General features: G+C 44.0%; 12 protein-coding genes. 7 read left to right on the forward strand and 5 right to left on the reverse strand.

Annotated features, from left to right (window positions below; genetic code table 11):
- Positions 1-66: 66 nt before the first annotated feature.
- A complete protein-coding gene (locus OA91_RS16280) occupies positions 67-1,629 on the forward strand; it encodes an L-serine ammonia-lyase, iron-sulfur-dependent, subunit alpha (protein WP_063339112.1) in 1,563 nt (520 codons plus the stop codon).
- Positions 1,630-1,646: 17 nt separating this feature from the next.
- Here OA91_RS16280 and OA91_RS16285 read toward each other — a convergent pair whose 3' ends face one another.
- Positions 1,647-2,303: a TetR/AcrR family transcriptional regulator gene (locus tag OA91_RS16285; protein WP_063339113.1), complete on the reverse strand. Its 657-nt coding sequence runs from the start codon at positions 2,301-2,303 to the stop codon at positions 1,647-1,649.
- Between the two features lie 108 nt (positions 2,304-2,411).
- Here OA91_RS16285 and fabF point away from each other — a divergent pair, with 108 nt between their 5' ends.
- From fabF to OA91_RS16305, 4 genes are all read left to right on the forward strand, one after another.
- A complete protein-coding gene (gene fabF / locus OA91_RS16290; protein ID WP_063339114.1) occupies positions 2,412-3,719 on the forward strand; it encodes a beta-ketoacyl-ACP synthase II in 1,308 nt (435 codons plus the stop codon).
- Between the two features lie 310 nt (positions 3,720-4,029).
- Positions 4,030-4,977 carry an oxygen-dependent coproporphyrinogen oxidase gene (gene hemF, locus OA91_RS16295; protein ID WP_063339219.1) on the forward strand — a complete coding sequence of 316 codons (948 nt, stop codon included), beginning with the start codon at positions 4,030-4,032 and terminating at the stop codon, positions 4,975-4,977.
- The gene (gene aroE / locus OA91_RS16300; RefSeq protein WP_063339115.1) at positions 4,977-5,801 is read left to right on the forward strand and encodes a shikimate dehydrogenase; all 825 of its coding nucleotides are present in this window, start codon (positions 4,977-4,979) and stop codon (positions 5,799-5,801) included. The genes hemF and aroE overlap by 1 nt, the downstream gene beginning before the upstream one ends.
- Positions 5,802-5,867: 66 nt before the next feature.
- The gene (locus OA91_RS16305; protein WP_063339116.1) at positions 5,868-7,028 is read left to right on the forward strand and encodes a GNAT family N-acetyltransferase; all 1,161 of its coding nucleotides are present in this window, start codon (positions 5,868-5,870) and stop codon (positions 7,026-7,028) included.
- 293 nt (positions 7,029-7,321) lie between these two features.
- Here OA91_RS16305 and OA91_RS16310 read toward each other — a convergent pair whose 3' ends face one another.
- Positions 7,322-8,101, reverse strand: a complete 780-nt coding sequence (locus OA91_RS16310; RefSeq protein WP_063339117.1) for a substrate-binding periplasmic protein — start codon at positions 8,099-8,101, stop codon at positions 7,322-7,324.
- A gap of 224 nt (positions 8,102-8,325) precedes the next feature.
- Between OA91_RS16310 and OA91_RS16315 the strand changes: the two genes are divergently transcribed.
- Positions 8,326-9,198, forward strand: coding sequence for a DMT family transporter (locus OA91_RS16315; protein ID WP_063339118.1), 873 nt, complete (start codon positions 8,326-8,328; stop codon positions 9,196-9,198).
- Positions 9,199-9,266: 68 nt separating this feature from the next.
- Here OA91_RS16315 and hmpA read toward each other — a convergent pair whose 3' ends face one another.
- From hmpA to OA91_RS16330, 3 genes are all read right to left on the reverse strand, one after another.
- On the reverse strand, positions 9,267-10,451 hold the full coding sequence (hmpA, locus tag OA91_RS16320) for an NO-inducible flavohemoprotein (RefSeq protein ID WP_046015456.1): 1,185 nt from the start codon (positions 10,449-10,451) through the stop codon (positions 9,267-9,269).
- 67 nt (positions 10,452-10,518) lie between these two features.
- Positions 10,519-11,730, reverse strand: coding sequence for an NnrS family protein (locus OA91_RS16325; protein ID WP_082827979.1), 1,212 nt, complete (start codon positions 11,728-11,730; stop codon positions 10,519-10,521).
- Entirely contained in the window at positions 11,727-12,017 is a 291-nt protein-coding gene (locus OA91_RS16330) for a hypothetical protein (protein WP_063339119.1), read from the reverse strand. Before OA91_RS16330 ends, OA91_RS16325 begins: the two co-directional genes overlap by 4 nt.
- A gap of 229 nt (positions 12,018-12,246) precedes the next feature.
- Between OA91_RS16330 and norR the strand changes: the two genes are divergently transcribed.
- A complete protein-coding gene (norR, locus tag OA91_RS16335; protein ID WP_269447918.1) occupies positions 12,247-13,845 on the forward strand; it encodes a nitric oxide reductase transcriptional regulator NorR in 1,599 nt (532 codons plus the stop codon).
- Positions 13,846-13,876: the final 31 nt, after the last annotated feature.

Raw genomic sequence — 13,876 nt, forward strand, 5'->3', positions numbered from 1 at the left:
TTTAGTTGCCGCGCTTCCTTGCTTTATGACAGGATGAAACATTAACCAAACTTACGGGGAAAGCGCATGGACCAAGATATTAGCCTGTTAAATACTGCCATTGGTCCTGTAATGAGAGGGCCTTCAAGCTCCCACTCTGCTGCGCCTTATATGATAGGTCGCACCATACGTGAGTTATCTCTAGGACCTGATGAGCAGCTTATGGGGGTAAATATTTACTTTGACCCTGCTGGCTCATTTGCTCAGGTATATCAAAACCAAGGCAGTGACCAAGGCTTTGCGGCAGGTCTTTGTGGCTTAGCTTTAATGTCGCCTGAATATGCTGAGGTATTAAAACAGTTAGAAACCACTGGCTTACCTCGTTTTGAAATATCCCTACAAACACTTGAATTGAATGAGCATCCAAACCGCGTTGATTTAAAAGTAGAAATTGCGGATGCAAAAGGAAATATAAGGTGTGATACCTATGCGGCAGTTTCAACCGGTGGCGGTGTGTTTAGTGTTGATAAACTGAATCAACACAGGCTTAGGTTAAAGGGAAAATGTGTCAGTATTTTGATTGAGCATCATGGCTTAGATGACGCTGAGTTATTAGCTAGTTTGGCTAATAAAGCGAAAGTAATAGATATCTATCATGAAGAAAACCTAGTACAGATTGACCTTGAAGGTGCTCTCCCACACCCTGTGTTTGACAAAATTCAGTCTTCACCCTCAGTGGATAGAGTCCGCCAAACTCAGCCAAGACAATATGCCAGTATCAATGAAGAGGTGCTTTATTCCTCTCTAGATAAGATATTGCATGACGTGAAAGACGAGGACCACCTTGCTGATCTTGCCTTATCCTATGAAGTCAGGCGTTTGCAACAGAGCCATTCTCAGGTAAGAAACTACTTTATCCAAAGGCTAGATATCATGCTGTCTTCGGTGGATGAAGGATTAAACAAGCAAACAAAAAGCATGCGTTTTTTACCCGCCTCTGCCCAGTCTTTTGCTCAAGCAGAACTACCTTCGGCGATGCAATCTGGTTTTATGAAAAACGCCATAGCAGGTGCCCTTGCTGTGATGGAAGTTAGCAGCAGTCGAGGTGTGGTTTGCGCGGCCCCAACGGCGGGCAGTGCAGGTATTGTCCCCGGATGCCTCTACGCTTTAAAGCAAGAAGGTGCCAATCAGGATGAGCTAGTCCAAGTGCTCATGGTGATATCGCTTGTAGGGGCGCTATTCGCTGCAAGAGGTTCATTTGCAGCAGAAACTGGTGGTTGCTCGGTTGAAACAGGTGCTTCTGCCGCTATGGCTGCAGCAGGCATAGTACATTATTACCAAGGAAGTGCTCAGCAGGCATTTGATGCCGCGGCTATGTGCTTAATGAATACCCTAGGTTTAGTGTGTGACCCTGTGGGTGGTGAGGTCGAAATTCCCTGTCATGCTCGTAATATTGCGGGTGTTTCTCATGCTTGGTCTGCCTCCATCGCAATTTTGGGTGGCTTTTCTGCAGTGATTCCATTTGATGAGCTGGTGGATAAAACCCAAGCCATAGGTAAACAGATGAGTAGTGATCTAAGGTGTACAGCAAAAGGCGGCTGTGCCACTACACCCTGTGCTCAGCAAATGGTTAGCAAAACACCAAACTAATACTCCATTATGATGAATTAGGCTTTTAGGCCACCAGTGAGCCGATTTATCAGCCCTGTTTTCGTATTATCTAACAAGGTTTTTTGGGCATCAGGGTCTGTGATGTTGCGGGCTATGGAAACCGTGCCGACTAAATTGACCATCAATTGCTGGGCTAGTGCTCTTGCCGCTTCTATACCCTGTTTTTCTGCTGACTCATTAGTGTATTTGTTATTTGATTTTTCATTATTCGCTTCACCCACCATTAAAACTTGTTCTAATAATGCTTTGCTGAGTGTTTTTATCATGCCATTAAATACCGCTTCATAACTGGCTTTAACATGCTTGTCTCTATGGGCGATATCCGTACTTAAAAAAGCTAATGGACAAGGTGGAACCTCTTGATTTACATGCTCTAAGCTTAAGTATTGTCGAATTAAATTTACTATCTTAGCTAAGGTTAAATCGCCACTTTCACGGGTAAAGAGAGACTGCTCTGCCGCACTTTTTATAGCCTCAGAATAAAGCGCACCTTTAGAACTAAAATGTGCATAAAAGGCCCCATGGGTCATCTTTGCATGCTTCATCACCTGACTAATGGAAACACTGTCATATCCTTGGCGACAGAAGAGATCAGCGGCTGCTCGTCGAATACGTTCACGGCTTTGCAGCTTATGGTCGGCTGAATAAGGCATTTGGCTTTCCTCTTTAAGCTGAGTGCTTAAAATCTAAATATTATCTTGATCATATAAAGGTTTACTTTAGCATCTTCCCCATAGAATGAATAACCATGAGGAAAGACCATGCTTGATCGAATCGTAATAACTGGAATGGGACTAGTCTCACCTCTAGGCTGTGGTGTCGACAGCGTATGGCAGAAGCTGATCGCCAGTGAGTCAGGTATTCGTGCCCTTGATGACAACCTAAAATTAAATGATAGCGTGAGTACACGAATTGGTGGGCAAGTCCCAATCCAAGGTAAAAATGCTAAGGCAGAGGAGTTTAGCAACGCCTTAGTGGAAACAGACTATATGTCGGCAAAAGAGCGTCGCCGTGTGGATGCCTTTACCCTGTTTGCTCTCGCTGCTGCTGCTGAAGCCTTAACTCAGGCTAACTGGCAACCAACGGTTCTAGAAGAGCAAGAAGCAACGGCCACCATAATTGCCACAGGCATAGGCGGCTTGCCAACCATTACTCACGCCAAAGAAGTACTAGATAAATCAGGGGCTAGAAAAGTATCCGCCTTTACTGTGCCTGCATTTTTAGCCAATTTAGCGGCGGGAAACGTGTCTATTAAATACGGCTTCAAAGGGCCCATAGGTACACCTGTTACGGCATGCGCCGCTGGGATACAGGCTATTGGCGATGGCATGCGTATGATTCGCAGTGGCGAAGCAAAAGTCGCTCTAGTTGGCGGTGCGGAAGCCTGCATAGACTCTTTATCTTACGCAGGGTTTGGGGCGCTGAAAGCTCTCTCTACCAATAATGACAACCCACAAGGGGCCTCTCGCCCTTTCGATGAAAACCGCGAAGGTTTTGTGATGGGAGAAGGGGCGGGTTTGCTCGTTATCGAAACCTTAGAGCATGCCCTAGCTCGCGGCGCGACGCCCCTAGCTGAGATTGTTGGTTATGGCACCAGTGCCGATGCTTATCACTTAACGTCAGGTCCAGAAAGCGGTGAAGGGGCAGCCAGAGCCATGAAAGCCGCTATGAAGATGGCTCAGATAAGCCCAAATGACATTGGCTATGTGAATGCCCATGCGACCTCGACTCCAGTAGGAGATAGAGGGGAAATTAACGCTTTAAGACATGTTTTCAATGATGAGGTATTTGCTGACGGAGTACAGACTTTGCCTATCTCAGCCACTAAATCCGCAACGGGTCACTTACTTGGTGCCGCTGGTGGCATAGAGTCTATCTTCAGCGCCATGGCCTTGCGTTCAGGTGTGCTGCCTCCGACCTTAAACCTTGAAAATATCGACCCGACTATGGCTGATCTAGACTTGGTTCCTAACCTAGCCAGAGAAAAGCAAGTAGAGCATGTGCTCTGTAACGGCTTTGGCTTTGGTGGTGTGAATGCCGCTTTGATTCTGAAGCGCTATCAGAGCTAACTGAATTCTAACTCTGTGAAAAACAAAGGCCTCAACTGAGGCCTTTGTTCTTTTTGCAAACGCTGAAATGATAAATGTCTGTTATCTTGCTCTCTTCGCTTTTCATCTTCCTGTGCTAATACCCTGCTTCTTCATTGAGTGTTAGACTAGCTGCCATTATTTTTATGGTCTTACTCAATTTCTATTAAGACCTTTAATTCGCTATTTTAAAGACACTTTTATAAGCACGTTTTTAGATATTAGAACCGGAGTCTTCACCTTGTCAGCTTCAAACACACCTTCAAGTGAGAAACACCCAGGGCAAACCGCCATTGGTGCCAAAGAGATCGCCGATGTTAAAGCCTTTTTAATGGATTTACAGGACCGTATTTGTGCTTCGTTAGAGATGTTCGAGCCGCAAACGCGTTTTAAAGAAGATGCTTGGGAACGTGAAAACGGTGGCGGTGGTCGTACCCGTGTCATCGCCGATGGTGAAGTGATTGAAAAAGGTGGAGTGAACTTCTCCCATGTAATGGGAAGTCAACTTCCTCCGTCTGCAACAGCCGCAAGACCTGAGCTTGCAGGTGGCAGTTTTGAAGCCATGGGCGTCTCTCTGGTAATTCACCCTAAAAACCCTTACGCGCCGACGTCTCATGCTAATGTGCGTTTGTTTGTGGTCCATAAAGAAGGCATGGATCCTGTTTGGTGGTTTGGTGGTGGCTTTGATCTAACACCTTATTATGGATTTGATGAAGACTGTACCCAATGGCATCAAACAGCATTAGAAGCCTGTGAGCCTTTTGGCGACCAATACTATGACAAGTTTAAAGACTGGTGTGATGAGTATTTCTATTTGAAACACAGGGGCGAGCCACGTGGCATTGGTGGTTTGTTCTTCGATGATTTTTCTGAATTAGGCTTCGAGCAAAGCTTTGGTTTAATGCGCTCTGTTGGTGACTCCTTCATGAAGGCTTACCACCCTATTTTGGCAAAACGCTTAGATACCCCTTATGGTGAACGAGAGCGTGACTTCCAACTACACAGACGCGGCCGTTATGTAGAATTTAACTTGGTATTTGACCGTGGCACGCATTTTGGTTTGCAAAGTGGTGCAGGGCGTACCGAGTCTATCCTGATGTCTTTACCGCCTGAGGTGAAATGGAGCTATGGATATGACGCTCAAGCAGGCAGTGAAGAAGCAAAGTTAACGGACTATTACCTAACGGGCCGAAATTGGTTGAATCGCCCTGTAGTGGATAAGGCTGAAGGAGAGGTTTAATGGACAAATATCTAGTGGTTGGTAATCCAATTGCCCACAGTAAGTCGCCTGATATTCACGCAGAGTTTGCCCGTTTAACTCAGCAAGATATTTCCTATGAGCGTTTTCTTGGCGACTTAGAGAGCTTTGAAGCTCAGATAAAAGACTTCTTCGAGCAGGGTGGCAAGGGCTTTAATGTCACTGTGCCTTTTAAAGAAAGGGCCTTTGCCTTGTGTGATGTACTAAGTAGCAGAGCGAAAACAGCCGGTGCGGTAAATACTCTATTACAGAACCAAAATGGTGAGATTTATGGTGACAATACCGATGGTATTGGCATGGTAAGAGATATCACAGTGAATAATAGCCAAACGATGAAAGCTAAGCGCATCTTGGTATTAGGAGCGGGTGGTGCTGTACGAGGTATTTTAGAACCTGTTTTATCTCAGCAACCTAGCGAATTAGTGATTGCTAATCGTACTGTGTCTAAAGCTCAAACCTTGGTGGATATTTTTGGCCCAGATGACTTCCCTGATACTAAGCGTGCCGCTATGGGCTTTGCTGAGGTGGAAGGCGAGTTTGACATCATCATCAATGGTACGTCTGCGAGCTTGTCTGGCGATTTACCGCCAATCCCTGACGCTGTCATTGGAGCAAATACTTGGTGCTATGACATGATGTACGCGAAAGAGCCGACGGTCTTTTTAAACTGGGCACAAAACCTAGGTGCAAAAGGTTGTGATGGTTTAGGTATGCTGGTGGAACAAGCGGCAGAAGCTTTTACCTTGTGGCGTAACAAGCGCCCTGAAACACAAAGCTTAATTAAAAAGATGCATGCTGAGCTGTAATTGGTTGTGCTGAGTCTATAAAGGCAAAAGCTAGCAGCTTAGGTAGAAGAGGTGAAAAGGTAAGTAATGAAAGCCCAGTGGTTTAATCAAGTGGAACAAATTGGTGAAGCAAGATGGCAAGAAGCCATAGGCAGTACCACTTACCCTTTTGCACAATATGGTTTTTTTCATGCTTTAGAGTCTAGCCAAAGTCTTGGTGAAGAATCTGGCTGGCATCCAGAATACCTCTTGTTAATGGAAGATGATGATACGCCCGTTGCTATCGCCCCTACCTTCTTAAAGACCCATTCTCAAGGAGAGTTTGTCTTTGATTGGAGCTGGGCGGAAGCGTACCAAAGGCATGGTTTAGACTATTTTCCTAAGCGTATTTGGGCTGTTCCCTTCTCTCCTGTTACTGGCCCTAGGCTTTTCTCTGGACTGGATTCAACGACTCAATCTGAACAATTAGATCATTTACACTTGCTAGTAGCGCAAGTACTTACTGACCGTACAAGCGAGCAAAAGCTATCAAGTTGGCATCTTCTGTTTAATCAAGAAGAGCGTCTTGATGGGCTAAAAAGCGAATATCTATTACATAGAACCGCGTGCCAGTTTCACTGGTTTAATCGTGATTATCAGGATATGGATGATTACCTATCTTACTTCTCTAGCCGCAAGCGAAAAGTGGCTAAAAAAGAGCGTAAGAAGGTACTGGATCAGGGTTTAAGTTTAGAACGTAAATTGGGTAAAGATCTCAGCAAAGAAGAGATAGACTTCTTCTATATTTGTTACCAATCAACCTATGCTAAACGGGGCCAACAGGGTTATTTAACTCGCGACTTTTTTCAAAGTTTGATCAGTCATATGGGAGATCAAATTCTTCTGGTGTTGGCATCAAGAGGTGATGATTGGATTGCGGCGTCTTGGTGCTTCTTTGATAACCATTCCTTGTACGGCCGTTATTGGGGTTGTGTGGAAGAGTTTGATTGCCTGCATTTTGAGGCTTGTTATTATCAAGGTATCGAGTTTTGTTTAGAACAAGGTTTGCAACACTTTGATCCGGGTACTCAAGGAGAACATAAAATTGCCCGAGGATTTGAGCCGGTTTATAGCCATAGCTTGCACTATATTGCTCACCCTGGTTTTCGTGATGCGATCGCGCAATTTTGTGTTGAAGAAGGTAAGGCTGTGGATCAGTACAAGGCAGAGATTGAGCAACAACTTCCCTTTAAAAAAGCGGACTGCTAACTAAGGAACCTGCGATTAAGTCACCTCTTCTCAGTCTTATCAGAAAAAGTATCACACAAGGCGTTACTTTTTCTGAAATGCCGAGTAGGTATTATTTAAAGACCCGAAGGGCGTGGTCTAAAAGCCCTATCTTTACGTTGAGGCCCTTATCAATAGAATAACTATTAAGTTGCGCTCCTCGCCAATAAATCTAGCGGCTTTTATCCACACGCTGAGGCGGGAGGACTTATTCGTAGGTTCCCTAAGCTAGGCTCATTGAAAGGGAATTGGCCTAAGGTTATATCTCTGCTTGATCACTCGTTGCTTGGCTCTAAATCATATTCCCCTGCTTCAAATCGATCAAAATAGGCTTGATAACGACCATCTTTACGATATTTCATTAGTACTTGATTAAAGTCTTCTATGATTTGAGGGCTGTCTTCTAACGCTTTTGATACCAGTAAAAAGCTGTGATTTTCTAAAAGCCTTTTTGGGTGGAAAGTAATGAGAGCCTGCTGCTCCGGCGTGAACTGCTCTCTGATACTCGCCAGACCGACACTCTTCTCTAAAGGCAAAGCATCAATACGACCCGCTAATAGCTTGAGAAAAGCGACCTGATTATTAGGCGCTAAATCTATGTTTATTTTGCCTTGCTTAAGGGCATCATCAAATGCTTTACCATAACTAGAGCTTAATATACCACCAAGCTTGTATTGGCTTAGGTCGGCTATTTCAGACCATTCAAAATTCGAAGCCTTAAGATGGAAAAAGACGAACTCTTCATTCAGTACTGGCTCACTATAATAAAAATCTTGCTCGCGTTCGGCTTTATGCATCCAAACTGCGGTGGCATTAGCACGGCCTAAGGCCGCTGTTTTATAAGCGCGAGTCCAAGGGTAGAAGGCAAAAGCAGGCGCATAGCCGGCTTCACTCAATACATCATGAATCAGATGGGTTACAAAGCCTCTATGCTGCTGGCTTTCAGTAATAAAAGGGGGCCATTCGCCTAAGGTAATTTTCACACTGGGTTTTTGGTCGGCTTGACCTAAAGTACTGATAAACAGACAAAAGGTAGCAAATAAGAATCTAAACATTGCTTTACCTCTTTTTTATTAAAGCTAAGTTTTAGGTTAGCAGGAGAAAGTAACATAATTGTATTAATCGGTGAAAACTCAGCAGAATCTTGTGTTCTTTTATCAATCAATTTTGCTATACGTAGCTTTATGTGAACTGGTATTATCCTGCCTTGCAAAAATCCTAGAGTGCATCTTCTCTTTGTGCTCACTTATTCTTTTTCTTTCATAGTGTGGAATTTCCTATGGGCATTAGAAGTGCGTTTTATTTACTCTTATTAGCCGCTATTTGGGGTAGCTCCTTTTTGTTTATGCGTATCAGTGCGCCAGTATTTGGCCCTGTTTGGATGATAGAACTGCGCATTGGCTTCGCTGCTCTTTTTCTAGCTGTTGTTACTTTTTCCTTCAAAAAGCGTCTGTACCTAGCTAAACATTGGCGTCACTATTTAATTTTAGGTCTTTTAAGCGCGGCTTTACCCTTCTTGTGCTACGGCTTTGCTGCGGGGGACTTAACCGCGTCTCTCATGTCCATTATTAATGCCACTACGCCTGTATTTGGTACTGTAATCAGTGCGATTTATTTCAAGCAGAAACTAGCGCGTGAAACCTTGATCGGCTTGGCGCTCGGTATTCTGGGTGTTTCTGTGATTGTAGGCTTTGATGCAGAACTCTTTAAAACCGATGCTTGGCTGTCAGTATTAATCGTTCTTGGTGCTCCTTTTTGTTATGGGCTGGCAAGTACCTTTACCCAAGTATCTAAAGGCGTTGAGCCCTTGCCTAATGCCTATGGCACCATGTTAATGGGGACCTTGGTAATCTTGCCAATGCTGTTCTTCTATCAACCTTTGGATGAACCCAGTATTGAAATCTCGCTAGCTGTCATCATGTTAGGTGTTGTCTGTACGGGTGTGGCTTATCTTATTTTCTTTAAACTACTCAATGAAATAGGTACCTCCTCTACTCTAACGGTAACCTTTCTCGTACCGGTTTTTGGCGTTATGTGGGGCGTGATCTTCCTTGATGAGATGATAGGCTGGCATACGTTAATAGGGACTTTATTAGTCATAGCTGGCACAGTGAAGACAACAGGTTTTAGCTTTAAAAAAACTGCCAGTTAACTTTGCTCACCTTGTTCTGAATAAATAGCAGATGCTGGGCACCTGCTATTTCTCTCTTCTCTCTTTGATTAGAAGTCTTGGTGCGGTCCAAAGACTTCATAATGGATACGATCAGAATCTACCCCTAAGTTCTGCAACTGCTGCTTAGCAAACTGCATAAAGCCCACTGGGCCACATAGATAGAAGTCGCCATCTTCTAATGGCAAGGTGGTAATCGTACTTAGGTCCATTAAGCCATGATGTACGCTCTCCTCTGGATCATGGTCTTGGTTATACCAAGTGTGATGAATCAGATTAAGTTTGGTCGCGAGTTGCTTCACACGCTTTTTGAAGGAGTGCTGTTCATGGTTTTCACAAGCATGAAGATAATGTACCTCAGCTTCACTTCTTTGCTCTGCTAGGCTCTCTAATATGGCCTGCATAGGTGTAAGACCCACACCCGCAGAGATAGCAACAACCGGTTTGCCCTTGTTTTTAAAGACAAAATCACCCGCTGGCGCAAAAAGTTCAACCTCATCACCAAGGCGTAAACCATCATGTAGGAAGTTAGACACTAAGCCAGGTACACCCATGGCTTCACGTTTTACTGAGATACGGTAGCTTTCACCATTGGCTTGATCAGAAAGCGAATACTGACGCATTTCTAAGTTTTCAGAGGTAATAGGCTTCACTCTGATACCAAGATACTGCCCAGGTTGATAGGTAATAACGGCTTTTCTATCTACTGGTTCAAATACAAGACTTTTAACTAATTCAGATTCGATACGCTTCTCTACTAGCTTAAATTTTCTTGGCCCTTGCCAACCGCCCTCTTGCGCTTCGTTTGATTCATACAAACCATTTTCAACTGAGATAAAGACCTCTGCTAGTTGACCATAAGCGGCAACCCAAGCATCTTCAATTTCAGCTGTGAATACATCACCAGCAAGCTCTCTCAGTGTTTCAATGAGGTGTAAGCCTACAATGTCATAGTGAGCAGGTCTGATATCCAAGCTTGTATGCTTATGGGCGATACGTTGAACGGCTGAAGTCAGCATTGGCAAGTTGTCTATGTACTTTGCGTAGGCTGCAATGGCATTAAAAAGCGCTAAAGACTGAGTACCTTCAGCCTGATGGGCCATATTAAATACATCCTTCAGCTCAGGGTTATGCTCAAACATGCGCTTGTAAAAGTGCTGGGTAAGTGAAGGCCCTACACTTTCAAGTAAGGGAATTGTGCTCTTTACTGTGCTTATTTGTTGATCTGTTAACATTTTGTATCCTTATTAAACTAACGCTCTTAATGCGTGACGTATTTTGGTTGAGTTGATAAAAAGTGCGCTATAAACGCTGGCGAATGAGAATGCTGCTGTAGTGCAAAATAAAGAGAGCGAAGGCTCCTATCCAAAGGGCTGCGCTAACTTGCCATGCCTCTATCACTAGGCCTAAAGCAGGCAAAAAAGTACGGGCTAGGGCCGCAATAAATATGGTTAAAAAGGCTAAGGACATAAGAGGAGCCGATTGAATCAAGCGTCCTGTATGGCCTAAAGACACTCGAGACATAATGGCGAGTATCATGCCGCCGATTGCGCCGATCGCAATCAAGTGTAGTGCGTCAGCAAAACGAATTAGCTCAGTGAAAAAGCTAGCGCCTAGACAAATAAACCCTAAACCAAGGGAGCCATATGTGAGATGCAAGGACCATAAAAGCGGGACTTGTAAGCTGGCTCTTGGATGCCAGTGATAAAGCTGGATAAGCTGCAAACTACCTAACAAAATCATGATGAAACCAGGTACAAGCGCAAACTCAGAAAATGGGTAGATAAAGGCATATAGGTTATTTATTAACGCCGTTGCTATCAGTAACTTGGTTAATCTTGGGGTTGCTATCACCTTCGCAGCAAGAGGCAGTGCTTTAGTGCCATTGCGAGTAAACATAGGGATAAGACGACCCCCCAAAACGCCGGCTAAAAGCGCAAATAAAAGTACACCAGTACGGCCAAAGTGTAGGGCCAGTTCTGTCTTGCCCGCTAGGTCGGCAATAATAATGCCCATGTTGACTAGCATCATGATGCTAAGCAAAGGTAATAACATGAGATTTCGATTGTTGGCGCGGTACAAGAGCTGAGCCAAAAAGCCGATGCCAATTAGCCACCAGACAAGCTGTAGACCGAAGGCTAAATATTGCAATGACACACTCTCTTGCCATAACAATATGCGTACAGAAGCCCAAATAAGACACCATAGAATGAGTGGTTTATCATGTAAGCTACGAAGCTGAGTCCATGTTTGTGATGCGGTAAGCAAAAAGGACAAAGCCACAAAAGCGGCAAAGCCAAAGACCATCTCATGAAAGTGCCAAACTAGGCTGGATAAGCCTTGAGTGGGCAAGCTTACTTGTCCACTCAAAATGAATAGCCATAGGCTTAAAGCGATTAATGAGAAAGCACTTGCCCCTAAAAAACCGGGGCGAAAGGCCAAATCAAATAAATCAAACCCAGCTTTCCCTTGCCCTTTATGCTTAATCTGATCTGGATGTATCTTGCTCATCATAGGATTTCAGCCTTAATTCCGTTTTGGCCAATTAGACGCATCACATAACCTACCTTTAGAAAAGCCGCAAACACTACCAGAGCAATATGGCTCACAACTTGAGTGGCAATACTAAAGTCCTCAGGTTTTAGATAACCAATGAAAACCGTTGCCAGTACTACGATGAGAGACGCTAGCATCAAGCTGTTGCCTGCGAAAAACACACTTTTAAAGTTCTCTTCCAGCTCGTAACGGGTTAATTTTTGCTGGCTCATAATAGGTAATAGTTTGAAATGATGGCCGAACATATTTGTCTCCTTTGATGTCCTTTTGACATCTAGTCGTCATTTAAATCTCTTTCTTGTATTCGTTATTGCACATCTGATGCCAATAAATTTATTTGTTATTTATCAGCTATTTACGAATTTTATAGATATTTAAAGAGTCAATATGACTCAATTGTAAAGGAGTTAAAAATACCTATTAGTGTCAATATGACCTATACTTGTTAATAGCTTTAATCTGAGGAGTAGGAATGTGATTACATCGGGTGATTTATTGGAACTGGCGATAGACATGGCGCAAAACGTCACAACCAAGGACAGGTTTGATCGTCTGTTAAATACCATACGTAACATTATTCCTTGTGATGCAGTGGTTTTGCTTAAGCGTCAAGGGCAAGAACTTAAGCCGCTAGCACAGACTGGCGTTAACCCTGAGTTATTGGGCCGTCGCTTTGAAATAGCTTCTCAGCCTAGGTTTGAAGCCATTTGTGATAGCCAAACGCCTGTGCGCTTTGCCAGTGATTGTGATTTGCCTGACCCCTACGATGGCATGTTAGAAGGGGTTGTTGGTGATTTACCCGTGCATGCATGTATGGGCTTTCCCCTTCATGCGGATGAGCAACTGATAGGTATTTTGACTTTAGATAGTCTGACCCCAGGTGTTTTTGACGATATCGCCGCTAAAACCTTAGAGGTCATCGCGGCGGTATCCGCTGCCAGCTTGAAAACCGCTATCCTCTTCAAAAAATTAGAATCTCACACCGAGCACTTTCAAAATGTCGTGTCTGAGCTCACCAAAGAAGCCTTGATAAAAGATGGGGGGGAGTTGATTGGACAAAGCCTACCTATGCAAAAAATGCAGCAAGAGTTAGGTCTGGTTGCCCCTTCTGACTTTGCTGTTTTAATTGAGGGAGAAACGGGTGTTGGTAAAGAATTGGTTGCCCGTACCCTACATAGAAAGTCGACTCGTGCGGAAGGGCCTTTGGTTTATGTAAACTGTGCTGCTTTGCCTGAAAATCTGATTGAAAGTGAGTTGTTTGGCCATGTTAAAGGAGCCTTTACTGGCGCAGATAAAGACAGAGCGGGTAAGTTTAGCTTAGCGAATGGCGGTACTCTCTTTTTAGATGAGATAGGTGAGCTGCCACTTTTGGCTCAGAGTAAGTTGCTGCGAGCTTTGCAAAGCCAGGAAATACAAGCCGTTGGTAAGGATCAGGTCGAGCTTGTTGATGTACGAGTGATTGCTGCTACTAATCGAGTATTAAAAGAGGAAGTGGAAGCTAATCGCTTTCGATCAGATCTGTATCATAGATTAAGTGTATTCCCTATTTGTATCCCTCCACTCAGAGAAAGACTGGGTGATATCACCTTGTTAGCTGGTTATTTTACCGAACAATCACGCCGTAAATTAGGTTTAGCTCATCTATTAATTGATGATGATGTGATTGCCAGATTAGAAGCTTATGATTGGCCGGGGAATGTCCGTGAGCTCGAACATGTAATGAACCGAGCAGCTCTGATGGCTCGGTCTGATGGACAAGGTCAAACAGGGATGACACGGATCAAAACCTATCACCTAGGCCAGTTACAAAGCACTTCTCAGGCGATAACAAAAAGCATCAAGGCTCCGGAAGAGAGCTTTGATAATAGCAATGCTTTAGTTCAACAAGCTTGGCAGGTATCAAACCTTAAAGATGCCACCGCAGCATTTCAAAGCCAGAAAATTCATCAAGCTCTGCTAAGTTCAGATTACAACTGGTCCAAGGCTGCAAGAGCACTGGATATGGATAGAGCAAACCTAGTTAGACTTGCCAAACGCTTAGGCATAGAAGTGGTGAAGCAAGTAAATAGATAAATCCCCTATTTACTTGCTAAAAAGTCTTACA

It is taken from the genome of Marinomonas sp. SBI8L (genome assembly GCF_001624705.1).
Lineage (GTDB): Bacteria > Pseudomonadota > Gammaproteobacteria > Pseudomonadales > Marinomonadaceae > Marinomonas.